The organism is Prosthecobacter sp. (assembly GCF_034366625.1).
Taxonomy (GTDB): domain Bacteria; phylum Verrucomicrobiota; class Verrucomicrobiia; order Verrucomicrobiales; family Verrucomicrobiaceae; genus Prosthecobacter.
In genome coordinates, this window is sequence record NZ_JAXMIH010000012.1 from 41,543 (window position 1) to 65,104 (window position 23,562).

A 23,562-nucleotide genomic window follows, 5' to 3' on the forward strand; every position below is an offset into this window, starting at 1 on the left:
AAGCGAGAGGAACGCGAACACTCCTTGTATGAGTGGCGGCGCGTTCTGCTCCGGCAGCGGACAAGAGTGTCCGCGCTCCCTTCAGCTTCGGCACGGCAGGGACCGTGCTCTCCTGTTTAGGCCCCGCGCAGTTTGGACACGTCGTAGAGGCTGAGCATGGCGGCGAGGGCTTCGTCGCGTTTGCCTTCCTTGAGCATGTCGAAGGTGACGTGCTTGCCGGGGAGGAGTTTGAAGTGGCCGGAGCGGGTGCGGCGCAGGGCGCTCAAGTGCGCGCCGCAGCCGAGCTTCTGGCCGATGTCATGCGCGTAGGTGCGGACGTAGAAGCCTTTGCTGCAGACGATGCGGAAGTCGATCTGCGGCGACTCAAAGCGGGTGATCTCGTAATCGTACACGTGGACGAAGCGCGGCTCGCGCACGACTTCCTGGCCTTTGCGGGCGAGCTTATAAAGCGGCACGCCGCCGATCTTGATGGCGGAGACCATGGGCGGCATCTGGTAGAAATCCCCCTTGAGGGTATCGAAGACGGCCTTTACCTGCTCGAGGGTGAGATCGGCAGGAACGGGCTTTTCTTCCACCGCTTCGCCTTCGGCGTCCTGGGAGTTGGTGGTTTTGCCCAGGGTGATGGTGCCGACGTATTCCTTGTCCTCGGACATGAGGAGATCGGACAGGCGGGTGCCGTTGCCGAGCACGAGGATGAGCATGCCGGTGGCCATGGGGTCGAGCGTGCCGCAGTGGCCGATCTTCTTCATGTTCAGGCAACGCCGCGCCACGGCGACGACGTCATGCGATGTCATGTCCTGGCCTTTGTCCACCAGGAGGACGCCGCTAATCAATTCGTCTGACTTCATGTTCGAGTACGGTCAAAAATTTCTCTGCTGCTTCACCGATGGGGCCGCGCAACCGTGCGCCCGCCGCCATGCGATGCCCGCCGCCGCCAAACTGCCCGCAGATGGCCGATACATCGACCCGCGCATCCTTGGAACGCGCGCTGACGCGTACCTTGCCGCCGGGCACATCCTCAAAAATGACGCAACTGACGACGGAGTCGATCATGCGCAGGGTGTCGATGAGCCCTTCGGTGTCGCCGGGGTCCATGGCGATCTGGTCCATGAACGACTGCGTGAGCTGCCAACTGACGATGCGGCCGTCTGCGCGGAACTGCATCTCATTGAGCATGGTGCGCATCATTTCCAGCCGGCGCAGCGGGTAGGACTGATAGACGAGCTGCGCGAGGCGTGCCGTGTCGAGCCCGGCCTCCATCATCTCGGCGGCGATGCCATGCGTGCGGGCATTGGTGCTGGAGAACTGGAAGGAGCCGGTGTCCGTGGAGATGGCGACGAAGAGATTCTGCCGGACGGCATCGTCGATGGGCAGGCCGTGCTCGCTGAGGAGATTGTAGATGATCTGGCCGGTGGCGGGTGAGCCGGCGTCGATGAGATTGAGCGTGCCGTAGCGCGGATTGGTGGGGTGGTGGTCGATGTTCACCAGCAGCGGTGCGGGATCGAGCAGCGCCTTGCATTTTTCCCCGATGCGCTCGTGCGTGGCGGTGTCGAGAGCGATGGCGAGATCGACCTGCAGCGGCTCCGTGCCGGGCTGAATCACGGTGTCTGTGCCGGGCAGGAAGGCCAGATTCTCCGGCACGCCGTCTTCGAGCAGGGCGATGACTTCCTTGCCCAAGGCCCGCAGGCTCAGCACCAGACCGAGCACCGAGCCGACCGCGTCTCCATCCGGCCGAACATGGGCAACGACGGCAATGCGCTGCGCGGCGCGCATGGCGGCGACGATTTCGGCGGTGGTGTTGTTGGCGGGCATCAGGAACCTGTCACAAAGCACTCCCAGACTCAGGCGCAAGAAGAAGATGCATTCGCAAGACCCGCCTCGATTCCCCTGCCCCGAGTTCCGCTCCGCGTGGCATGCGGTCGTAGCGAGGCGGCTGTCATCGAGACCGAGCGCCCACCGCAAAAAATGTATCGTCAAACCGAACGGTTTGCGATATGACCACGCTTATGAGCACTCCTCCTAGACCAGCAGGTGATTGTTTCGCGCCGATCCCCGGCAAGCCCGTTTACCGGAGATACAACCTTGAGGGAAAGGATTCATCCGAATGCTGCGAGAAGCTCATCGTCTCAGTCCATGGCATGGGCGATCAGACGCGCAATGACATGACGCAGATCGTGGCGCGGTTGTTTGCCGAATGCGCCAAGAGTGGCGGCGACCTGCCAGCGCAGGCCAGGAACCTGCCGATGAGCCTGTGGGAAGGCGGCAACGACTACCTCACGGACGACGCCATCGCCTTCGTGAGCGGGAAGACTGTGCTCGACGAGATGGCTTTCGCCGAGTTCCACTGGGCCGATCTGCCGCGCAAACTGGAAACCGAGTGCTACCGGCTGGAAGAACCGACGAAATGGGCGCGCAGCGTGGTGGAGCGGCTGAGCCAGCGCCACAATCTCACCGACAAGGACAAGTTCGGCACGCACGGGCCGGAGCTGGCGGCCAGCGTGCTGGAAGAAATCGCCGAGACCATCCGCCTGCTGAACCAACTGCTGTTCCTGGCGGGCAAGGCCGGCGTGTTCAACTTCGACCTGGGCATCCTGCTGGAGAGGTACCTGTGCGATGTGCAGCAGGTCGCGGACTTCATGCATCAGCGGAAAAGCATCTTGGATCGCTTCCTGAAAAGGATGACGCACTTGCACAGCCTGTGTCCCACTGCGGAGATTCATCTGGTCGCGCACAGCGAGGGTTCAGTCGTGGCGCTGTACGGCCTGCTCAAAGCGCTGAACCCCCAGTCGCTGACGAGTCCCGAGAGAAAGGATTCCAAGAACAAGGGTGGCGAAACAAAGGAATCCTACGATCTGACGTGGCTGGAGAAAGTGCGCAGCCTCACCACCTTTGGCTCACCCATCGACAAGCATCTGATCCTGTGGCCGGAGATGTGGTTCTCGTTCAAGCGTGATGCCACACATTGGAACAAGCCAGATCCCTCCAGCCCGGAACAACGCATCCGCTGGCGCAACTACTATGACCTGGCCGACCCTGTGGGCTACGGCCTGGACACGGCGCGGTGCCAGTTGAAAGCCTGGGGCTGCGAGGCCTTTGAATTCGAGCCATGGCACGATCAAGGCTTCCGCCGCTACCCGCTGCCGGGGAAGGCGCATGTGGATTACTTCGGCGACACGAAGCTGTTTCAGCACATCTGGGATCATGCCATCAAGGAACCTGCGGCCAGTGACAAACCGATCATACCACCCAAACTCGGCAACACCTGGAAGGGCCGCCTCAGTCCCTTCCTGCCGTTTTTGATTGTGGCGCTGCTGCATGTGGCGGCGGTGTTTGTGCTGCACAAAGCCATCGTCGTTCATCCAGAGGAGGCGATGAAGCAAGCTGGACTCACTGGTCTGGAGGGGATGCACTCTCCCGCCACAGAAAGCTCTCTCGGCATTCTGGGCTGTGCCGCGCTGCTGCTGGGCACCACGGTGCTGGCACGCACCTGGCGGATCACCCGCGACTGGCGGCTGCCACGCGACTGGCAGCACTGGCAGCACCCTGGAGATTTTGTGGCACGCGTCGTGGCGCTGCTGGTTTTTGTCCTGGGGCTGACGGTGTTCTGGCAGATTCCGGGCTTCTACACGGCGGAGATCGCCCGGAAAATTCTATTTGGGACAAGAACGTGGAGTGACGTGTTGGGAGACGGGTTGGGCGTTGGCGAGATCCGCCGTATCACCACCATCGTGTTCGGCACGCTCGCTGTCGTGGTGCTGATCATCGCCTGTGTGGCCGACTGGTGGTCGCTGAAAAAGCAAAAACGGCCGATCTGGGGGCTGCGCTGGCTCATGCTGCTGGGCGGCGGCGGCACCGCTGCTCTCATGGTGTCCACCCGCATTGGCGACAACCATCCCGAAACCTCGATGCTCGCCCTGTTCGGCGGTGCGATAGGTTTCGTCTATCTCTGGTGGCTGGGCGCGCTGCTCTACGACCTCTCCTACGTCTGGATGCGCTACATCAACACCACCTACACCCTTCTGGACCGGGTGAGTTCGAAGACCGAAAAATTCAGCGACGAGTCAATCATCGCTCCCGACGGCTCCCGGAAATAGCTCTCCCAACAGATTTTCCTGGCAAGGCTGGCGCTGTGCAGCTCCGACCTTTATGCCGGATCAGTCTTGGCATCTTCAGAACCCTCCTCCGGCAGATCAGGCAGCGGCGGCGGGAGGTTGTCGATGATGTTGAGGAGGGGGACGGCGCGCTCGATGGTTTTGTCGAGGCGGAAGAAGAGCTGGGGGCTGCTGCGCAGTTTGACGCGCTTGTAGAGATCACGCTGGATGGCGCCGCGGGCCTTGACGAGCTTTTCGACGGCGGCATCCTGCTGATGCGGTTTCCCGATGACGCCGACATAAACGAAGCACTGCCGCATGTCGGGCGTGGGGCTCACATCGTGGATGGTGACGAGGCAGTTCTCGAAACGGTAATCCTTTTCGAGGATGGTGCAGAGTTCACGGCGAATGAGTTCGCGGACTTTTTGGACTCGGAGGGACATAAGGTGGAGCTAAAAGCAAAGGGCTGTGGGTTTGGGAGTTCTGGACTCTTTGCCCTTGGCTCTTTGCCCTTCGCTTAGAGCGTTTGGGCGATTTTTTCGAGCTCGTAGCACTCGATGACATCGTTCTCCTCGTAGTCGCTGAAGCCGTTGAGCTTGATGCCGCATTCGAGGCCGTTGCGGACCTCGCCCACTTCATCCGTAAAGCGGCGCAAGGTTTCAAAGCCGCCGTCATAGACGGCCTGGCCGTCACGCAGCACGCGGGCGCGTTGCTTGCGCTGCATGGTGCCGTCGGTGACAACAGAACCGCCGACGAAGCCCTTGTTGACCTTGAAGACCTGCTTCACGCGGGCGTGGCCGAGGATCTTCTCGCGGGTGATCGGGTCGAGCAGGCCCTGCATGGCCTCTTTGACCTGATCGATCAATTCGTAGATGATGGAGTAGAGCTTCACCTGCACGCTCTCGCGCTTCGAAACGGTGAGGGCTTTGTTCTCCACCTTGACGTTGAAGCCGATGATGATGGCGTCGGAGGCGCTGGCGAGCAGCACGTCGGATTCGTTGATGGAGCCGACCTCCTTGTGCAGGATGTCGAGGTTGCACTTGTCGTTGTTGATGTCGGTGAGGCACTTGGCGATGGCCTCGACCGAACCCTGCACGTCGCACTTGAGGACGACCTTGAGGGCCTTCTTGTTGCTGTCCTCGATGCTGGCAAAGAGATGCTCCAGGGTGGAGCGGCGCGGGACGGTGAGCTTCTTCTGGCGGATTTCCTCCAGGCGTTCCACGCTGAGCTTTTTGACATCGCGCTCGTTCTTCATCACGACGACTTCGTCGCCGACGTGGGGCATGTCGCTGAAGCCGATGACCTCGCAGGGCATGCCGGGAAGGACTTCCTTGATGTTTTCGCCGCGGTCGTTGATGAGCGCCTTGACCTTGCCCCAGTAAGGACCGCAGATGAAGGGCTGGCCGACGGTGAGCGTGCCCTGGCCGATGATGACGGTGGCCACGGGGCCTTTGCCGGCGACCATCGAGGATTCAATGACGGTGGCGCGGGGTTCGGCCTTCGGATCGGCCTTGAGCTCCAGCACTTCGGCCTGGAGGGACATGGTTTCGAGCAGGTTGTCGAGCCCGAGGCCGCTGCGCGCGGAGACCTCCATGCACTCGATCTCACCACCCCAGTCCACCGGTGCGAGGCCGATGTCTTGAAGCTGGCTTTTCACGCGCATGACGTTCGCGGTGGGCAGATCGCACTTGTTGATGGCGACCATGAGCTGCACGCCGGCCGCCTTGGCATGGCTGAGCGCCTCCTTGGTCTGCGGCATGATGCCGTCATCGGCGGCGATGACGAGGACGACGATGTCAGTGACGTTGGCACCACGGGCACGCATGGCGGAGAACGCGGCGTGACCGGGGGTGTCGATGAAGGTGATGGGCTTGCCGTTGTGGAAGATGCAGTAGGCACCGATGTGCTGCGTGATGCCGCCCGCCTCTCCAGCGGTGACGGTGGTCTTGCGCAAGGCATCAAGCAGCGAGGTCTTGCCGTGATCGACGTGGCCCATGAAGGTGATGATCGGGGCGCGGAGTTCGAGCTTTTCCTGCGCCACCTCTTCGACGACCTGGGCGATCGGCTCGACGATGACTTCCTCAATCTTGTGGACTCCGCCGCCTTTCTCACGCTTGTCGCGCTCGAGCTTGAAGCCGTGCTTCTCACAGATTTTCTCAGCGATCTCGATGTCGATGGCCTTGTCCGCGCTGGCGAAGACTTTGAAGGCGATGAGCTCGGAAATGATCTTGAAGGGCTTCAGGCCCATCTTGTCCGCCAGGTCCTTGACCACGATCGGCGGCTTCAGGTGGATGATTTTCTCACCGCTTTCGCCGATTTCAAAGTCGGGTGCCGGCACATCGGCAGGCGGGGCATGAACGATGGGGACGATCGGCTTCGGTGGTGGCTCGTTCAGCAGTGAGATCGGCGGCAGGGCGTTCTGCTGTGCGCTTTCATCCGTGACCCGGCGGCGCACCTTGGGCTTGTCGTCATCCTCAAAGAGATTGAGCGCGGCGGCTTTACGCTCGTCCAGCGTGGGTTTGGCGGGAGCGGCAGGCTCCTCATCCTCCTTCTTCGGCGCGGGTGGAGCTGCTTTTTTGGCTCCCAGATGCGGCAATGATGCATCTTGTTTGGCTGCTCCCCTGCTCCGGGGCTTCTTGTCCTCAATCAACGAAAGCACCTTGCCTTTGTCCGCTTTTTTGGGCTTGGCGCTTTCGACAGGCACTTCTCCGCTACCGACCTCGTCGGCGGGAGATTTGCTCTTTTTGGGGGATGAGGACTTGCTGGGCATGAGAGAGTTTGATCTGGCGAGCGGCGTGGGGTGCTGGCTGGTCGGAGAGTTGGAGGTTGTTTGAAAGTTTTTTCATGGCGGCACAGGGGCTACTCCTTTGCAGGAGCGGAAGCGTGTGCTTTGGCCTTGTCGAAAATCTGCTGCGCCAGGGCGCTGTCGCCACCGAGAATTTCCGTGAGATCGCTGACGTCGGCGTCGGCAAAACTGCGCAGGTCGGCGAGGCCGCCTTGAGTCAGCAGACGTGCGGTATCTTCGTTGATGCCCAGGGCATCCACCAGATGATGCACCGCGCTGCCAATCTGACCTTCAAAGACCTCGGCGGCGTGCTGATCCTTCTCGATGACGAGGTCCATGCCGACAAGGCGTGACGTCAGGCGTGCATTCTGACCGCGGCGGCCGATGGCCTTCGAAAGATCCTCCTCAGTGACCGTGAGGCGGGCCTCCTTCTTCTCCGGATTCACGTGGATGGACATGACCTTGATCGGTTTCAAGGCCTCACGGACGAACTCGGCGGGATCGGACTTCCAGCGGATGATGTCCACTTTTTCGTTGTTCAGCTCGCGCACGATGTTTTTCACACGCGCACCACGCAGACCGACGCAAGCGCCGACGGGGTCGACTTTTTCATCGGCGCTGTGCACGGCCACCTTGGTGCGATAACCGGCTTCACGCGCGATGCTGGCGATCTCGACCGTGCGGTCACCGATTTCGCTGACTTCAAACTCAAACAGACGACGAACAAAATTCGGATGCGCGCGGGAGAGGATGATCTCCGGTCCGCGACCGCTGTCTTTTTCCACCGCTTTCACATAGAAGCGCATGCGGTCGCCGGGCGTGTAGTCCTCGGTGGACACCCGCTCCTTCGAGGTCATCACACCTTCGAACTTGCCGAGATCGACGATGACATCAGACTTCTCAAAACGACGCACCACGCCGCTGACGACGTCGCCGGTGCGGTCCTTGAACTCGTCATACAGGTTTTCCTTCTCCGCCATGCGCAGGCGCTGCAGCATCGTCTGCTTCGCAGTCTGCGCGGCGATGCGGCCCATGTTGTTCGGCGTGACTTCGACTTCGATCTCGTCGCCGATCACCGCGTTCTTCTTGAACCGTTTGGCGGTGGCGAGCGGGAGCTCCTCCCAGCGGTTGGTGACGGTCTCCACGGCAAGCAGCTTGGCGAAAGCCTTGATGGTTCCTTTGTCAGGATCAACGTCGATGCGCAGTTCACGCGCGGGACCGATGCTTTTCTTGGAGGCGGCGAGCAATGCCTGCGACAGAGCCTCGACCATTTTAGCACGGTCGATGCCTTTCTCTTTCTCGTAGTAGTCGAAAAGGGCTTTTAATTCGCTGATCATATGAAATTCGTGATGTCACCAGACAAAAAAGAGCGGGGAAGACCCCACTCTCGCCGTTAAAACGCTAATTCTGTCCGGGAAGGACGCGGATCATAAAGGCGTGTTAGGAATCAGCAAGCAGAAAAATGCGTGGAATTCCGCAGTGTCAGCAGGCGTTTTGATGATCGCGAATCCGGCCCGTTTCACCCGTGCTTTACCCCGCTCCCAACCATGCGTCCCCTCCTGCTCGCCCTCCTTTCGTCATTCATCATTCCGCATGCGTCATTCGCCGCCACATCACCCAACATCGTCATCATCTTCATGGATGACATGGGCTATGCCGACGTAGGTTGCTTCGGCGCGCAGGGCTACCAGACACCGAACATCGACAAGCTGGCCGCCGAGGGCCGCAAGTTCACCAATTTCCACGTCGCACAGCCGGTGTGCAGCGCCTCCCGCACCGCGCTGCTGACGGGCTGCTATCCGAACCGCGTCGGCATTCATGGAGCGCTCGGGCCATCGGCCAAACATGGTATCAACGCCGACGAAATGACCATCGCCGAACTGGTGAAGCAAAAAGGCTACGCCACTGCCGCCGTCGGCAAATGGCATCTCGGTTCGCTGCCACAATTTTTGCCTGTGAAGCACGGCTTCGACGAGTACTACGGCATTCCCTACTCCAACGACATGTGGCCCTACCATCCGCAGGCCAAAAAGGGTGCGTATCCGAAGCTCCCGATGGTCGAAAATGACCGCATCGTCGATGAAGAGATCACGCCCGAGGATCAAACCCACCTCACCACCGATTACACTGAACGCGGCGTGCGTTTCATCCAGAAGAACAAGGACAAGCCCTTCTTCCTCTACCTCGCCCACAGCATGGTGCATGTGCCGTTGTTTGTGAGTGACAAATTCAAGGGCAAATCCGGCAAGGGGCTCTTTGGCGATGTCATGATGGAGGTGGACTGGTCCGTCGGTCGAATCATTGACACGCTGAAGGAAAACGGCCTCGAAGACAACACCTGGGTCATCTTCACCTCCGACAACGGCCCCTGGCTCAGCTATGGCGAACACGCCGGCAGCGCCGGGCCGCTGCGCGAAGGCAAAGGCACCTGCTGGGAGGGTGGCACCCGCGTGGCGGGCCTCATGAAATGGCCCGGCAAGATTCCTGCCGGCACCACCACCGACACGATGATGATGACCATCGATCTCCTGCCCACCATCGCCCACGTCATCGACGCGAAACTGCCTGAGCACACAATCGACGGCCTCAACTGCTGGCCCGTCGTTTCCGGTGAACCCGGCGCGAAGAACCCGCACGATTTCTATGCGTTCTACTACGAGCAAAACCAGCTCCAGGCCATCACCAGTGGCGACGGGCGCTGGAAGCTCCAGCTTCCCCACTCCTTCCGCAGCCTGCCCACCGACCTTCCCAAGGCCACGGGCGGCAAACCGGTGAACTACAAGCCGGTCAAGATCGTCCAGCCTGAACTCTACGATCTCTACACCGACATCAGCGAATCCAAAAATCTGGCCGCCGGAAATCCTGACGAGGTTGCCAGGCTCCAGAAGTTCGCGGACACCATCCGCGCTGAACTCGGGGACAGCCTCATGAAGTTGCCCAAGGGGGCGGGCAGCCGCGAAGCCGGAAAGTAGGCAAGATGAGGTTGGTGGAGCGGCGGGACTTCAATCACGTCCAACCCAGCCGTTTCCATCATTTTTGCGAATGCCTGATTGCGAATTGTCATTGAGGCGGGCATAGGCTTTAATTTCCGCCCTCTCAAACCGTCTTCCGCCTCTCCCTCAGTCATGATTGATGTTCAGAACCTCACCAAGCAGTATGCCGGGCGCACTGCGGTGAACAGCATCTCTTTCAAGGTGGAACCTGGGGAGATCGTGGGATTTCTCGGCCCGAACGGTGCAGGAAAATCGACCACGATGCGGATTCTCAGCGGCTACATGCCGGCCACCTCAGGCCGTGTGCAGGTGGCGGGTTTTGATGTCTTCCAGCAGTCGATCGCGGTACGGCAGTCGGTGGGCTACATGCCGGAGATGGCCCCGCTCTACACCGACATGAAAGTCAAAGAGTACCTGCGTTTCCGTGCGGAGCTGAAGGGCCTCTCCGGCCACGAGATGCGCCGCCGCGTGGGCGAGGTGATGGAGCTGACCGGAGTCACCGACATGCGAAAGCGTTTGATCGGCAATCTCTCCAAAGGCTACCGGCAGCGCGTGGCGCTGGCCGATGCACTGGTGCACAAGCCCAAGCTGCTCATTCTCGACGAGCCGACCAACGGCCTCGATCCCGTGCAAATCCGCCATGTGCGCGATCTGCTGCGCAGCTTAAAATCAAAGCACACCGTGCTTCTTTCCACGCACATCCTGCATGAGGTCGAGCAGACCTGCGACCGTGTGATCATGATCCATCAAGGCCGCCTCCGCGCCAATGACACGCCGCAGAATCTAACGCGCCAGTTGCGCTCCACCACGCTGCTGCACCTGGAGATCGACGGCCAGGGCAATCTGGCGGAAAAACTCGCCGCCCTCCCCGGCGTGCGCAAAACCACGGAGGAAAAGCTGATCGCACATCCTTGGCGGCGTTTCTCCCTGCGCGTGGAGCCGGATCAGGACATTCGTGACGCGGTGATGGAACTCGCCATGAAGCAGAAATGGCGCATCCGCGAGATGCACCGCCAGCTTCCCACCTTGGAGGACGTCTTCGTCGAGCTCTCCATGAACGCGGGCACGCCCACCGACATTCCCACCCACGTTCTATGAGGATCTTTTGGATTCTGCTCAAGAAAGAGCTGCACGCCTTCTTCGTCTCGCCCGTCGCCTACGTGGTGCTGGCGCTGGTCATGGTGCTCAACGGCTTTGCTTTCCGCGCCGCCCTGTCCGTGCTGGAAAGCGCCCCAAGCGAAGGCTCCATCGTCAGTTGGACCTTCCACGCCATGTGGTTCTGGCTGTCCTACTTCTTCATCTTCCCGCTGCTGACGATGCGCCTCTTTGCGGAGGAGAAAAAGATGGGCACGCTGGAGACTTTGTTCACCGCTCCGGTGCGCGCCTGGCAGGTGGTGGGCTCCAAATACCTCGCCTCGGTCATCGTGTACTGCGTGCTCTGGCTGCCCAGCCTGTTCAATTTCAAATTCTCCCAGTGGATCTCCGCCGGACAGGTGGAAGTACCTGCCGGTGCAATGCAGGGAGCATTTCTCATTCTGGTCGTGATGGGCATGTTCAACCTTGCCGTCGGTTGTTTCGCCTCGTCTCTGACGGCGAATCAGATTGTGGCCGCGATCCTTTCATTCACGCTGAGCTTGTTGCATTTCCTGATGGGCATCTTCATCATGGTCGTGGGTCGCAAGCTCTCCGACACCATCGTGGACATCGTCAATTACTTCGCCGCCACGGAGCATATCCGCATCTTCACCGCCGGACTCATCGACAGCCGGGCGCTGGTCTATTATCTCAGCATGTCGCTGCTGTTCCTCACCTTCACGCATCACGTCGTCGAGTTCCGCCGCTGGCGTCCGTGAACGCCGACTGATTCACCACCATGCCGGATTCTGTCCAGAAACACCCACCCGCCGCCGCGCAGGCAAAGCCGCTCGACATGCCCAAGCGCTACGGCATCGGCATCAATGTCGTCATCCAGATCATCCTCGCGCTGGCGCTGTTCGCAGGCATCAACCGTCTCAACTACCGTCACTACTGGCGCTGGGATCTCAGCCCCAGCCAGGATTACACCCTGAGTCAGGCCACGCTGAACTACCTGACCAGCCTCACCCGCGACGTGCAGATTTACATCGTTTTTGGCCGTGACTCCAAGGTGTATGGCGAGGCGCAGTCGTTGCTGGAGGAATACCGCCTGCATGGCAGGCAGCGTGTCAAAGTCCGCTCCATTGATCCCGTCCGTGACATCGAGCGCGCCGAGCAGCTCAAGGCAGACACCGGGCTCTCACTCGCGCAAAACGGCGTCCTCGTCCGCTGTGGTGTGAATAAACGCTTCATCACCGAGGAGGAGCTTGTCATCCGTGAGTCAGGCACCAGCACGAACAAGCAGATCATCGAGTTTCGCGGAGAGGACGCCATCAGCTCCGCCCTCATCTCCGTCGTCGAAGGCCGTGTGCGTCGATTCTACTATGTCGTCGGCAAGGGCAGCCGTTCAGACGCCGCCCAGAGTGATGCTCACAATGCCGCCATCGATCTTGGCAAGCAGCAGAATTTTGAAGTCATCCAGGCCAACCTCTCCGAAATCAGCCGCATCCCCGAGGATGCTGACGGACTGTTCATTCTGGGCGCACGCTATGACCTTTCCGAGCGTGAAATCGGCATGCTCGACGATTATTGGAAAAGCAAACGTGCGGGCGTTTTCATCATGCTCGACCCAGGCGGCGAAACAACACGCCTCAACGCCTTCCTCAACGCCAACGGGGTGCGTCCGCGAGGAGACCGCGTGCTCACCGCCGAAAGCACCAGCACCGGTGCCAGAAAGGAGTTCTCGGTGATCGCCGAGTTCATGAAGGACGTTCCCTTTATCCGTCATCTGGCCTCGTCGGCAGTCACGCTGGCCGGACAGTCAGAATCCTTGGAACTGCGCGACCAGGACAACGCGCTCAAAGAGCAGTCCATCAGTGTTCAGCCACTCGTCCGAGCCTCGCCGCGCTATTGGGGGGAACGTCAATTTCTTGAGGAGCTGCCTGTCGTTGATGAGGAGGACACCCTGCCCCCCATTTATCTGGCAGCCAGCATCGAGCGTGGTGCCGTGCGTGACGAAAGCCAGCGAGCCGACAGCTCGCGCATGGTGGTGGTCTCCAATGCCACCCTGCTCGACAAGCAGACCATGCTTGCCGTGAACCGCGATTTCGTAGCCGCCGGGCTGAACTGGCTGATGAACCGCGAGAGTAACATCGGCATCCCCACCAAGTCCAAACGCTCCTACCGAATCCAGCTCACCTCACGCCAGCATGAGCTGATCTTCTGGATCACCTCCATCACCCTGCCCGGCATCGTCTTGGGACTGGGTTTCCTGGTCTGGGCCAGCCGGCGGGCCGCATGAACTGATTTTGAGCATGAGCGCACGCACCACCCTTCTCCTGTTCCTGCTGGTCGCCGCTGTAGGCGCGATCATCCTCGGCATTGAGCGCTACTTCCCCTCCGCCCAGGAGCTGCGTGAGATCAAACGCGGCCCCACCCGCTTCGAGGCGGAGAAGGTCACCCGAGTCGAGGTGCTCACCGCCGAGAACACACCGCTCACCCTCGTGCGTGACGGCAATGCCTGGCAGATCGAGGCGCCGTTCAATGACCTGGCCGATCCGCAAAAGGTCGCCGCGCTCATCCTCACTCTTGCCGGTGTTGAATGGATCGAGCGCATCCACCGCGAGGAATTCGATGACGGGGAGTGGCAAAAAACCGGCCTCGATCAGCCGCGCTACAAGGTGCGCCTGCTCGCCGGTGACGCCGTGGTGCATGAATGCTGGTTTGGTGCGCCGGCTGTCGTCGAAAACAGCATTTACATCGGCATCCCCGATTCCAAAACCCAGGACACCGCGTGGTATCTCGCCAAGAGCGAGGCACCAGCCGTTCTCCAAATTCCCGCCGCCTCCTGGCGTGACCCGAAGCTGCTCCGCCTGCCCGCCGAAGTCATCACTGGCATCACCCTGAGCCAGGCTTCCGGCCAAATCGTGCTTTCCCGCGAAAACGAGCACACCCCATGGTCGCTCGACAAGCCGCTCAAAACCCGAGGCAGCAAGGAACGCATCACCGAACTGCTCTCCACGCTCCTCAACATCGAGATCGTCGAGGCCAGGGACAACTCCGCCACGACAAACGGCCACACGGCCAAGGCTGCTGATGCCCAGACCACTCCTGTGGATGAGATCAAAGTGACCATCGAATCCAAACCACGCGGCAAGTCTTACGAGATCACACTGAAGAAACCCGCCGACGCGAAACAGGCGGTCACCTCTGCCACCGCGGCCCACCGCAAATCGGCCTTCACTGTGGCCGCTAAAAACCTCTCCAACCTCTGGGTCAATCCCAACTCGTTGCGTGATCACCTGCTCGCCCAGATCGATGGTGAGCGTCTTGATTTCATCACCATCACCAGCAAAACACACCCGGAGATCAATCTGCGCAACGAAAACGGTTCATGGTATCTCCTGCGTCATGGCAAATGGGATCCTGCCAACGGTGACCGCATCGCCCGCTGCCTCAATGCGCTCAACACCCATGAGATTCTCCAGTTCACCGCCGACACGGCCGCTGATCTCGCCCCTTACGGTCTCAATGATCCTTTCCAAACCATCACCTGGACCCCCTCACGCGAAAAGCCGGTGAAACTCATGTTTGGCCATAATGCCGACAACACCCAGTTCTTCGCCAAATACGACAACGAGCCGTTCATTTACCGCATTGATGCCTCCATACTGCCTTCATTGCCCACCGACGGCATCAAATGGAAGGGCCTCGGCGCTCTGCGCTTCACCACCTTTGCCCTCCGCCGCATCACCATGTCCCGCGGTGCCACGGCCACCATCACCCTCGACTACAATCCCGTCACTGCGGAATGGAAAGCAACGCGCGGCGGTCATGATGTCACCGAGGAAATCGACCGCGTGAAGGCTGATCAGCTCGCCAACCATCTTGCCCGTTTTACCGTGCAGGATTGGGCTGCTGACCGCTCCGACGCGCTTCAGGCCCTGCAGAACCCTTTTCTCACCATCCAGGTCGTCCTTGGCGAACCCGGCCGTACAGACGGCCCTGTGCGAGAGGTTGAAATCCTCTTCTCCCCCACGCAGCCCAATGCCGAAACCGCGTTCTACTTTGGTCAGATCAAAGGCGACCCCGATATTTTCTACATGACCCGCACTGCGCTCCTCCAAAGTTTCGGCGAATCTGTCTTCAAGCCGAAGCCGGTGAGGTGATTCATTCGTGCGCTTCAGCGCAGCGTATTAAAATGGCGGTGAGGGAGGGATTCGAACCCTCGGTAGCTGTTAAGGCTACGCATCTTTAGCAAAGATGTGCTTTCGACCACTCAGCCACCTCACCGTTGCGCTCCGCCGGTCGGGCGGCGCGGCGCTATTTAGCGTGAAGCGTGGGAGATCGTCAAACGAAATGTCATCTCGAAGCACAACTCAGCCTCACAGCAAATCCGGCCGGTTGGTCCGCGTGCGTTCGAGCGCTTGCTGCGCCCGCCATTCGGCTATTTTGGCGTGATTCCCGCTGAGCAGCATGTCCGGCACTTTCATGCCGCGATATTCTGCCGGTTTCGTGTATTGCGGCGCCTCCAGCAGACCGCTGGCACCGAAGCTTTCCTCCACCGCGCTCATCTCATCCCCCAACACACCGGGCAGCAGCCGCACGATGGCATCCATGACCACCACGGCAGCAATGGCACCGTTCGTCAGCACGTAATCGCCGAGGCTGATCTCCTCATCCACCCAGTGCTCGATGATGCGGTGGTCGATGCCCTCGTAATGACCGGAGAGGAAGATCAAATGCGGTTCTGCGGAGAGTCGTCTTGCCGTGGCTTGATCGAAGCGCTTCCCGGCCGGTGAGAGGTAAATCACCCGTGCCTCTGGCGTGTCGAGCCGGTCCAGCGTTTCAAACACCGGCTCAGGACGAATCACCATTCCCTGTCCGCCGCCATACGGTGTGTCGTCCACGTGACGGTGCTTCCCCAGACCCTGCTCGCGCAGATCATGCACCCGCAGATCCAGAATCCCCTTCTCCTGCGCACGTCCCATCATGCTCAATCTCATCGGGACCGAGACGAGCTCTGGAAACAGCGTGACCACATCAATTTGCATGCCTGCGTTATGCCGCAGCCTTTCCAGCCCGGCAAGCGCGGCATTCTTTCCGCAACCGGGAATGCGCCTTGACGCTTCGGGCCGCACTTCTACTATCGCCGCTCCCCCATTTCCCCGCCATGAACATCCACGAGTATCAAGCCAAGCAACTGTTTGAAAAATTCGGCGTCGCCAGCCCCAAAGGCATCGTCGCCAGCACGGCGGAGGAAGCAGGAGCCGCAGCTCGCGAGATCGGTGGCACAGGACTGGTGGTCAAAGCCCAGGTGCATGCCGGCGGTCGCGGCAAAGGCACGTTCAAGAACGGCTTCAAAGGCGGCGTGCATCTCGTGAACACGCCCGAAGAAGCGCAGGACATCGCCGGCAAGATGCTTGGCCAGACGCTCGTCACCCATCAGACCGGCCCGGAAGGCAAGCTTGTGAGCAAGGTGCTCATCGCGAAGTCGGTGGACATCACGAAGGAATACTACTTCGCCATCCTGTTTGATCGCGGCACCAGCAGCCACGCCATCATCGCCTCCACCGAAGGCGGCATGAACATTGAAGAAGTCGCTGAGAAGACTCCGGAGAAGATCAGCAAGGAGTTCGTTCACCCGACCCTCGGCTTGCAGGCCTACCAGTGCCGCAAGATCGCCGCGTCACTCGGTTTGCGCGGTGCGCTGATGAACCAGGCCGTGAAGCTCTTCACCGCGCTGTGGAATCTCTACCTGAAGGCCGACTGCTCCCTCGTGGAGATCAATCCGCTCGCCATCACGACCGACAATCAGGTCGTGGCCCTCGATGCGAAATTCAACTTCGACGACAATGCGCTTTACCGTCAGAAGGAAGTCACCGCCATGCGTGACACCACCGAAGAAGACCCGCGCGAGGTCGCCGCAAGCGAGTTTGGCCTCAACTACATCGGCCTCGACGGCAACATCGCCTGTCTCGTCAACGGTGCTGGCCTCGCGATGAGCACGATGGACATCATCAAGTTCCACGGCGGCGAACCCGCCAACTTCCTCGACGTCGGCGGCGGCGCGACGAAGGAACAGGTCACCGCGGCCTTCAAAATCATCCTCGGCGATCCCAAGGTCGAAGGCATTCTCGTCAACATCTTCGGCGGCATCATGGACTGCAACATCATCGCCACCGGCATCATTGCCGCCGCACAAGAGACGCATTTGAATATCCCGCTCGTCGTCCGCCTCGAAGGCAACAACGTCGAAGCCGGTAAAGCCACGCTCGCCTCCAGCGGCCTCAAAATCACCAGCGCCAGCGATTTGACCGACGCCGCGAAGAAGATCGTGGCTGCGGTGAACGCATGATGAGGCACGCCAGACGCCGGGTTCTGCCCTGAACCCCGCAAACAAGTTTGAAAACCCGATTTACGGCAGCGTGAATCGGGTTTTCATTTGCAGCATGGCCAGCATCACCACCGAAGAACTCCTCGCTCATACCCAATGGCTTGAAAGCGGGGGCAAGAATGGACGCAAGATCGATGAGACCGGCATGAACCTCGCCGGTGCCACTCTCAATGATCTCAATCTCGCCAAAGGGCAGTTTGTCGGCACCACTTTCACCAAGGCGAACCTCGCGGGCACCAATCTGTCCGGTGGTGATTTCAGCGGGGCCAATCTCGACAACGCCAACCTCAGCGGAGCTGACCTGAGCGGTGCTGATCTCGGCGGTGTGTCGCTGCGCCATGCCAATCTCAGCCATGCCAACGTGCGTGGCGCGGATCTCTCCGGCGCGAACCTGGAAGGCGCTGATTTGACGAACTCCGACTTCACCGATGCCGATCTCATCGCCGCAAATCTGACCGGAGCCATCCAGACGGGCATGCGCCGCTCCGGTGCCAAGCTGGCGGACACACGCGGACTGATAGGGTGAGTGTGTATTGGAGTTGCAGACCGCAACATCGCTCCAGCATCGGCGTAATTCGTTCATGACTTCACGCCGCACTTTTTTGACCACCGGTATCAGCGCTCTCGCAGCGCGCAGTTTTGCTCAAACGGAAGCCGCCGCCGTGCCGGTCATCGACATCCACCAGCACATGAACTACCACCTGCGCACGGATGAGCATCTGGTGCTGCATCAGAAGGCGATGGGCGTGACGAAAACGATCATCCTGCCCGCCGGAACCATGGTGAACCGGCCCTCGACGCATGAAGGCCGCTCCAACGGCCTCGCTGCAAAGTGTGTCGGAACCGCGTGGGCACGCGACTTCGCCCAGGCGCGTCCCGATGCTTATCTTTGGGCCTGCAACGAGGTGACAGATCTCAATTCCGCCCCGGCTGAGATCGAGATGTGGCTCAAGCAAGGTGCCTGCATGATCGCCGAGCAAAAGTTCAAGGTGGAGTGTGATTCAGCCGAGAGCCAGAAGCTCTACGAACTCGCCGCCGCCTACAAGGTGCCCATCCTCTTGCACTTCCAGCATCAGACCTACAACCTCGGCTACGAGCGCTTTCACACAATGCTGGCGAAGTTCCCCAACACGAACTTCATCGGCCATGCCCAGGCGTTTTGGGGAAATATCGACAAGAATCATGATCAGAAGGTGAACTACCCGAAGGGCAAGATCACTCCCGGCGGCCTGACGGATCGCTACCTCGCCGATTACCCGAACATGTTCGCCGACATGTCCGCTGGCAGCGGCCTGCTGGCCCTCACCCGCGATGAGGAGCACACCACCGCCTTCTTTCAGCGCCATCAGGACAAAGTCCTCTACGGCAGCGATTGCGCCGACCACTTGGGCCGCGGCCCCGGCTGCCAGGGCGCCGCCACCCTCGCCGCCATCCGCAAACTCGCCCCCAGCAAGGCCGTTGAGCGCAAAATCCTCTTCGAGAATTCCAAGAAGTTGTTCCGGCTGGCGTGATGACCTGCCCCTGAGCCGGGCGTGCTGAACCTGTTCCAAGGTGATGAAAAGGCCAAGCACATGCCACCCATTGCTGGAACCCTCCTCCCTGCGTGGTCTGTTGCCGCTTCATCTTTTCCACAACCTGAGACGTTCGCCAGCGGCAAGACTCCTCTTCTGATTCGCGTCTCCCTGCATGCCCCCTCATGCGCCGCTCTGATTCCATCTGCGTTTTCGTCCTCATGCTCTTCGGCATGAGCGTGACACAGGCGGTGGAGGCAAAGGTTCAGTTCAATCGCGACGTTCGTTCCATCCTCTCGAACAAGTGTTTTCGCTGCCACGGCTTCGATGAAAAGAGCCGCAAGGCGGACCTGCGGCTCGATCAACGTGAAGGAGCCATCGCGAATCACGATGGCAAACAGGCTGTGGCCCCCGGAAAGCCGCAGCAGAGCGAATTGATTCATCGCATCAACACCACCGAGGCCGATGATCTCATGCCTCCGCCGGAGTCAAAACAATCGCTGACCTCCGCGGAAAAGAACATCCTGCGGCGCTGGATCGCCGAAGGCGCGGAATACGAAGCCCACTGGTCCTTGATTCCTCCCAAACCGTCTTCCCCACCGCAGAACTCAATCGACGACTTCATCCTCGCTCGTTTGAAACAAGCAGGTCTCAAACCAGCACCCGCAGCCTCTCGCGAAACGCTGCTGCGCCGCGTCAGCCTCGATCTCACGGGCCTGCCACCGACTTTGGCGGAACTGGACGCCTTCATCTCCGACCAAGATCCGCAAGCCTACGAGCACGCGGTGGACCGGTTTCTAGCCTCAAAGCATTTCGGTGAGCGCATGGCCGTCGAATGGCTCGACGCGGCACGCTACGCCGACACCAACGGCTATTTCGGCGACAAGACACGCAGCCTGTGGCCGTGGCGCGACTGGGTGATCGACGCCTACAACCGCAACCTGCCCTTCGACAAGTTCACCATCGAGCAGCTTGCCGGTGATCTGCTGCCGAACGCCACCACCGCGCAGCGCATCGCCACCGGTTTCAATCGCAACCACATGGCCAACAACGAGAGCGGCATCATCGACGAGGAATACCGCGTCGAATACGTCGCTGACCGTCTCGAAACCACCGGCACCACCTGGCTCGGCCTCACCATCGGCTGCGCACGCTGCCACGATCACAAATACGATCCCATCACCCAGCGTGAGTTCTACCAGCTCTTCGCCTTCTTCAACAACCTGCCGGAGCAGGGCCTCATCAAAGCCGACAATCCACCGCCGTTGCTGAGCGTGCCTTCGACAGAACAGGAGACAAAGCTGCAACAACTCACCGAGGCCAGAAAACAAGCCGAGCATGATTTCGCCCCCATGGCAGAGGCTTTGCGCCAGCAGATCGCACAATGGGAAAAAAGCCTCATACTGACGGCGTCACCGAGCGCGAAGCTCGTGACGCATCAGGATTTCAACGAGCGCATCGATGCCAGGCAGGTCGGAACGAGCTTCGAGTATCCCAGCGGCATCCTCGGCCAGTCGGCCAAGTTCGATGCCACTCAACATGCCGAATGGGACGGTCAGTTCGATGCCGATGCCGCCTGGACCATCGGTGTGTGGCTGATGGCGGACACTTCGCTGAGCTGCGTGCTGTCCAAGATCGAACCGCAGGGCAATCGTCGCGGTTTCGAGGTGATCTGGCAGAAAGGCCGCTTCCAGATCAACCTAGTGAACCGCTGGGGATCGAAAGCCATCGAAGCCGTCACCGTGGAACCCGTCTCAGCGAAAAAATGGCATCATCTGGTGCTCAGCTATGATGGCTCACGCAAAGCCGCGGGCTTGAAAGTGTTCCTGAATGGCAAGCTGGCCGCGTTGAACCTCTTGAACGACACGCTGGATGACTCCTTCGCCAACACGGAACCGCTGCGCATCGGCCGACGCGATTCTGGACTCGGTTTCTACGGCCAGCTTGATGAGTTGCGTGTCTTGCAACGCACCACGACTGCTGAGGAGGCCGAATCGTGGTTCTGGAGCGAGCGGCTGCGTGGCATCATCGCCCAACCCACCGCGAAACGCAGCAGTGCTGACGCGACATTGCTTCAAGATTACTTTGTCGATCATCAAGCTGATGCCACGACGAAGGGGTCACATCTGCGCGTGCAGAAAGCGAAACAAGCCGAAGCCGCTCTGCGCGAAAGCATTCCCACCACGCTGGTGATGCAGGAGATGGACAAGCCGCGCACAGCTCATGTGCTGACTCGCGGCCAGTACGATCATCCGACCGATCCAGTACAGCCGGGTGTGCCAGTGGCCTTGTCAGCGTGGCCTGCAAACGCGCCGAAGAATCGTCTCGGCTTCGCCAAGTGGTTGGTCTCGCCCGACAATCCGCTCACAGCACGCGTGGCGGTGAATCGGCTCTGGCAGCAATGTTTTGGCGAAGGACTCGTGCGCACCGTGAATGACTTCGGCTCGCAAGGTGAAGCACCGACACATCCCGAACTGCTCGATTGGCTGGCCCTGCGCTTCATGCAGAGCGGCTGGGATGTGAAGGCGCTGCTCAAGCTCATCGTGATGAGCGCAACGTATCAGCGGAGTTCACAGTTCTCCGTGCGTGATCCCTCCAACCTGTTGCTCGCACGCGGCCCCTCCTTCCGCCTCAGCGCCGAAATGGTGCGCGATCAAGCGCTCGCAGTCTCGGGTCTGCTCGTGCCGCACATCGGGGGGCCAAGCGTGCGGCCCTATCAACCGCCCGGCCTGTGGGAGGCGGTGTCTTACAACGGCGAGGAAACTTATGTGCCCGATACCACTGACGGCCTGTGGCGGCGCAGCCTCTATTCTTTTTGGAAACGCCAGTCACCGCCCCCGGCCCTGCTCACCTTTGACAGCCCGACGCGTGAAAAATGCACCGTGCGCCGCGCCCGCACCAACACACCGCTGCAAGCGCTCGTGCTGCTCAATGACGAGACCTATGTTGAAGCTGCACGCGCTTTGGCGGCGTGGACACTGAGCAACCAAGGCGTGGACGAGTCACGACTGACCATTGCTTTCCGCCGTGTGACCTCCCGCATGCCTGCGGCGGATGAGATTCAAACACTCACAACAATGCTGCGCTCACAACGCACGCGCTTTGCCGCTCATCGTGAGGAAGCAAGCAAACTCATCGCCATCGGCGCTTCCAAGCATGGCCGCGACCTCGATCCCGTCGAGCTGGCCGCCTGGACGGTGACGCTGCACGCGCTGTTCAACCTCGACGAAACCATCACCCGCCGATGAACCTCGAACTGACACGCCGGCAACTGTTTGGCAGAGCCTCCGCAGGCATTGGCGGCGCGGCGCTGGCTACGCTGCTGGGAGAGGGCCGTAGTTTCGCCGCGCCGCACTTCGCACCGAAGGCGAAGCGTGTGATTTACCTCTTCATGCACGGCGGGCCGTCGCAGCTCGATCTGTTTGACCACAAGCCCGGTTTGAAAAAGCTTCACGGCCAGGAGTTCCCCGCCTCCGTGCTCGGCGATCAGCGCCTCACCGGCATGACGAGCGGGCAAAAATCCAAACCCGTCACCGCTTCGCTATTTGATTTCAAACAGCATGGTCAATCCGGCGCGTGGATGAGCGAACTGCTGCCGAACATGGGCCGCGTGGCTGACGAACTGTGCCTCATCCGCTCCATGAACACCGAGGCGATCAATCACGATCCCGGCGTGACCTTGCTGCAAACCGGCCATCAGCAGCCAGGCCGCCCGAGCTTCGGTGCCTGGGCCAGTTATGGTCTTGGCAGCGAAAACGCGAGCCTGCCAGCCTTCGTGGTGCTCATCTCACGCGGCAGCGCGGCACGTCCCGCTGATCCGCTTTATGCACGACTGTGGGGTTCCGGCTTTCTGCCATCGAATCATCAAGGCGTCAGCTTCCGTAGCAGCGGCGATCCCGTTTTATATCTCTCCAATCCGCCTGGCATCGACTCACAGTCGCGTCGTGAACAACTCGATGCCATCCAGGCGCTCAACCGCCGTCAATTCACGCAGCAGCTCGATCCCGAGATCGAAACCCGCATCGCGCAGTATGAGATGGCCTACCGCATGCAGACCAGCGTGCCCGATTTGATCAGCCTGCGCGATGAAAGCGCCGCCACCCTCGATGCCTACGGCCCGCAATCACGCGTGCCCGGCACCTTCGCGGCGAACTGCCTGCTCGCACGTCGCATGGCGGAAAGCGGCGTACGTTTCATCCAGCTTTACCATCGCGGCTGGGACCAGCACTACAACCTGCCCAGCGACCTGCGCCTGCAATGCGGCGACATCGACCAGCCCTGCGCCGCCTTGATCAGCGATCTCAAGCAACGCGGCCTGCTGGATGACACGCTCATCGTCTGGGGCGGCGAATTTGGCCGCACCACCTATTCCCAGGGCAAATTGGAAGCCGCCAATCACGGCCGCGATCATCATGGCCGCTGCTTTACGATGTGGCTGGCCGGTGGCGGCGTGAAACCCGGCCTCCAGTTCGGCGAAACCGACAACTTCTGCTTCAACATCGCCCGCGATCCCGTGCATGTGCATGATTTGAACGCCACGCTGCTGCATCTCCTCGGCATCGACCACGAGCACCTCACCTTCCGCGCCGAAGGCCGCGACTACCGCCTCACCGACGTGCATGGGCGGGTGATGAAGGCGCTCATCGCATGATCCCAGCCAAGTAGAGCCCAACAGGAGAAAACGAAGGAAACAGAGATCAGAAAACCCTCC

At 60.4% G+C, this 23,562-nt stretch carries 17 protein-coding genes and 1 tRNA gene; 11 read left to right on the plus strand and 7 right to left on the minus strand.

Annotated features, from left to right (window positions below):
- Positions 1-116: 116 nt before the first annotated feature.
- Positions 117-848, minus strand: coding sequence for a tRNA pseudouridine(55) synthase TruB (truB, locus tag U1A53_RS15280; protein WP_322282249.1), 732 nt, complete (start codon positions 846-848; stop codon positions 117-119).
- A complete protein-coding gene (locus U1A53_RS15285) occupies positions 826-1,812 on the minus strand; it encodes a bifunctional oligoribonuclease/PAP phosphatase NrnA (protein ID WP_322282250.1) in 987 nt (328 codons plus the stop codon). The genes truB and U1A53_RS15285 overlap by 23 nt, the downstream gene beginning before the upstream one ends.
- A 194-nt stretch (positions 1,813-2,006) precedes the next feature.
- On the opposite strand from U1A53_RS15285, the gene U1A53_RS15290 reads away from it, so the two are divergent.
- On the plus strand, positions 2,007-4,094 hold the full coding sequence (locus U1A53_RS15290; protein WP_322282252.1) for a hypothetical protein: 2,088 nt from the start codon (positions 2,007-2,009) through the stop codon (positions 4,092-4,094).
- Positions 4,095-4,144: 50 nt separating this feature from the next.
- Here U1A53_RS15290 and rbfA read toward each other — a convergent pair whose 3' ends face one another.
- The 3 genes from rbfA to nusA all read right to left on the minus strand — a co-directional run bounded on the left by rbfA (position 4,145) and on the right by nusA (position 8,213).
- Positions 4,145-4,534 (minus strand): 30S ribosome-binding factor RbfA, encoded by a 390-nt coding sequence (gene rbfA, locus U1A53_RS15295; RefSeq protein ID WP_322282254.1) that lies wholly within the window; start codon positions 4,532-4,534, stop codon positions 4,145-4,147.
- Positions 4,535-4,608: 74 nt separating this feature from the next.
- Complete coding sequence (gene infB / locus U1A53_RS15300) at positions 4,609-6,861, minus strand: translation initiation factor IF-2 (RefSeq protein ID WP_322282255.1); 2,253 nt, start codon at positions 6,859-6,861, stop codon at positions 4,609-4,611.
- Positions 6,862-6,950: 89 nt separating this feature from the next.
- Positions 6,951-8,213, minus strand: coding sequence for a transcription termination factor NusA (gene nusA / locus U1A53_RS15305; protein WP_322282257.1), 1,263 nt, complete (start codon positions 8,211-8,213; stop codon positions 6,951-6,953).
- A gap of 210 nt (positions 8,214-8,423) precedes the next feature.
- Here nusA and U1A53_RS15310 point away from each other — a divergent pair, with 210 nt between their 5' ends.
- The 5 genes from U1A53_RS15310 (at position 8,424) to U1A53_RS15330 (ending at position 15,112) form a co-directional block, all read left to right on the plus strand.
- Positions 8,424-9,848 carry a sulfatase gene (locus U1A53_RS15310; RefSeq protein WP_322282258.1) on the plus strand — a complete coding sequence of 475 codons (1,425 nt, stop codon included), beginning with the start codon at positions 8,424-8,426 and terminating at the stop codon, positions 9,846-9,848.
- A gap of 153 nt (positions 9,849-10,001) precedes the next feature.
- Entirely contained in the window at positions 10,002-10,967 is a 966-nt protein-coding gene (locus U1A53_RS15315; protein WP_322282260.1) for an ABC transporter ATP-binding protein, read from the plus strand.
- Complete coding sequence (locus U1A53_RS15320) at positions 10,964-11,722, plus strand: ABC transporter permease (protein ID WP_322282262.1); 759 nt, start codon at positions 10,964-10,966, stop codon at positions 11,720-11,722. Before U1A53_RS15315 ends, U1A53_RS15320 begins: the two co-directional genes overlap by 4 nt.
- A 20-nt stretch (positions 11,723-11,742) precedes the next feature.
- Positions 11,743-13,245, plus strand: a complete 1,503-nt coding sequence (locus U1A53_RS15325) for a Gldg family protein (protein ID WP_322282264.1) — start codon at positions 11,743-11,745, stop codon at positions 13,243-13,245.
- A 13-nt stretch (positions 13,246-13,258) separates the two neighbouring features.
- Positions 13,259-15,112, plus strand: a complete 1,854-nt coding sequence (locus U1A53_RS15330; protein ID WP_322282266.1) for a DUF4340 domain-containing protein — start codon at positions 13,259-13,261, stop codon at positions 15,110-15,112.
- Between the two features lie 33 nt (positions 15,113-15,145).
- Here U1A53_RS15330 and U1A53_RS15335 read toward each other — a convergent pair.
- Together U1A53_RS15335 and trmD are read right to left on the minus strand one after the other, a co-directional pair.
- A tRNA-Ser gene (locus U1A53_RS15335) sits at positions 15,146-15,236 on the minus strand.
- 92 nt (positions 15,237-15,328) lie between these two features.
- Positions 15,329-15,997 carry a tRNA (guanosine(37)-N1)-methyltransferase TrmD gene (trmD, locus tag U1A53_RS15340; protein WP_322282267.1) on the minus strand — a complete coding sequence of 223 codons (669 nt, stop codon included), beginning with the start codon at positions 15,995-15,997 and terminating at the stop codon, positions 15,329-15,331.
- Positions 15,998-16,116: 119 nt separating this feature from the next.
- Here trmD and sucC point away from each other — a divergent pair, with 119 nt between their 5' ends.
- From sucC to U1A53_RS15365, 5 genes are all read left to right on the plus strand, one after another.
- On the plus strand, positions 16,117-17,301 hold the full coding sequence (gene sucC / locus U1A53_RS15345; RefSeq protein ID WP_322282269.1) for an ADP-forming succinate--CoA ligase subunit beta: 1,185 nt from the start codon (positions 16,117-16,119) through the stop codon (positions 17,299-17,301).
- 94 nt (positions 17,302-17,395) lie between these two features.
- Complete coding sequence (locus U1A53_RS15350; RefSeq protein WP_322282270.1) at positions 17,396-17,866, plus strand: pentapeptide repeat-containing protein; 471 nt, start codon at positions 17,396-17,398, stop codon at positions 17,864-17,866.
- A gap of 55 nt (positions 17,867-17,921) precedes the next feature.
- Positions 17,922-18,851, plus strand: coding sequence for an amidohydrolase family protein (locus U1A53_RS15355; RefSeq protein ID WP_322282272.1), 930 nt, complete (start codon positions 17,922-17,924; stop codon positions 18,849-18,851).
- A 185-nt stretch (positions 18,852-19,036) separates the two neighbouring features.
- Positions 19,037-22,099, plus strand: a complete 3,063-nt coding sequence (locus U1A53_RS15360; protein WP_322282273.1) for a DUF1553 domain-containing protein — start codon at positions 19,037-19,039, stop codon at positions 22,097-22,099.
- A complete protein-coding gene (locus tag U1A53_RS15365; protein ID WP_322282275.1) occupies positions 22,096-23,502 on the plus strand; it encodes a DUF1501 domain-containing protein in 1,407 nt (468 codons plus the stop codon). Before U1A53_RS15360 ends, U1A53_RS15365 begins: the two co-directional genes overlap by 4 nt.
- The last annotated feature ends 60 nt before the right edge of the window (positions 23,503-23,562 follow it).

What these genes read in the sequence shown, in the direction of transcription:
- truB (WP_322282249.1), bottom strand. Translation starts at nt 848, where the DNA reads ATGAAGTCAGACGAATTGATTAGCGGCGTCCTCCTGGTGGACAAAGGC.
- U1A53_RS15285 (WP_322282250.1), bottom strand. Translation starts at nt 1,812, where the DNA reads ATGCCCGCCAACAACACCACCGCCGAAATCGTCGCCGCCATGCGCGCC.
- U1A53_RS15290 (WP_322282252.1), top strand. Translation starts at nt 2,007, where the DNA reads ATGAGCACTCCTCCTAGACCAGCAGGTGATTGTTTCGCGCCGATCCCC.
- rbfA (WP_322282254.1), bottom strand. Translation starts at nt 4,534, where the DNA reads ATGTCCCTCCGAGTCCAAAAAGTCCGCGAACTCATTCGCCGTGAACTC.
- infB (WP_322282255.1), bottom strand. Translation starts at nt 6,861, where the DNA reads ATGCCCAGCAAGTCCTCATCCCCCAAAAAGAGCAAATCTCCCGCCGAC.
- nusA (WP_322282257.1), bottom strand. Translation starts at nt 8,213, where the DNA reads ATGATCAGCGAATTAAAAGCCCTTTTCGACTACTACGAGAAAGAGAAA.
- U1A53_RS15310 (WP_322282258.1), top strand. Translation starts at nt 8,424, where the DNA reads ATGCGTCCCCTCCTGCTCGCCCTCCTTTCGTCATTCATCATTCCGCAT.
- U1A53_RS15315 (WP_322282260.1), top strand. Translation starts at nt 10,002, where the DNA reads ATGATTGATGTTCAGAACCTCACCAAGCAGTATGCCGGGCGCACTGCG.
- U1A53_RS15320 (WP_322282262.1), top strand. Translation starts at nt 10,964, where the DNA reads ATGAGGATCTTTTGGATTCTGCTCAAGAAAGAGCTGCACGCCTTCTTC.
- U1A53_RS15325 (WP_322282264.1), top strand. Translation starts at nt 11,743, where the DNA reads ATGCCGGATTCTGTCCAGAAACACCCACCCGCCGCCGCGCAGGCAAAG.
- U1A53_RS15330 (WP_322282266.1), top strand. Translation starts at nt 13,259, where the DNA reads ATGAGCGCACGCACCACCCTTCTCCTGTTCCTGCTGGTCGCCGCTGTA.
- trmD (WP_322282267.1), bottom strand. Translation starts at nt 15,997, where the DNA reads ATGCAAATTGATGTGGTCACGCTGTTTCCAGAGCTCGTCTCGGTCCCG.
- sucC (WP_322282269.1), top strand. Translation starts at nt 16,117, where the DNA reads ATGAACATCCACGAGTATCAAGCCAAGCAACTGTTTGAAAAATTCGGC.
- U1A53_RS15350 (WP_322282270.1), top strand. Translation starts at nt 17,396, where the DNA reads ATGGCCAGCATCACCACCGAAGAACTCCTCGCTCATACCCAATGGCTT.
- U1A53_RS15355 (WP_322282272.1), top strand. Translation starts at nt 17,922, where the DNA reads ATGACTTCACGCCGCACTTTTTTGACCACCGGTATCAGCGCTCTCGCA.
- U1A53_RS15360 (WP_322282273.1), top strand. Translation starts at nt 19,037, where the DNA reads ATGCGCCGCTCTGATTCCATCTGCGTTTTCGTCCTCATGCTCTTCGGC.
- U1A53_RS15365 (WP_322282275.1), top strand. Translation starts at nt 22,096, where the DNA reads ATGAACCTCGAACTGACACGCCGGCAACTGTTTGGCAGAGCCTCCGCA.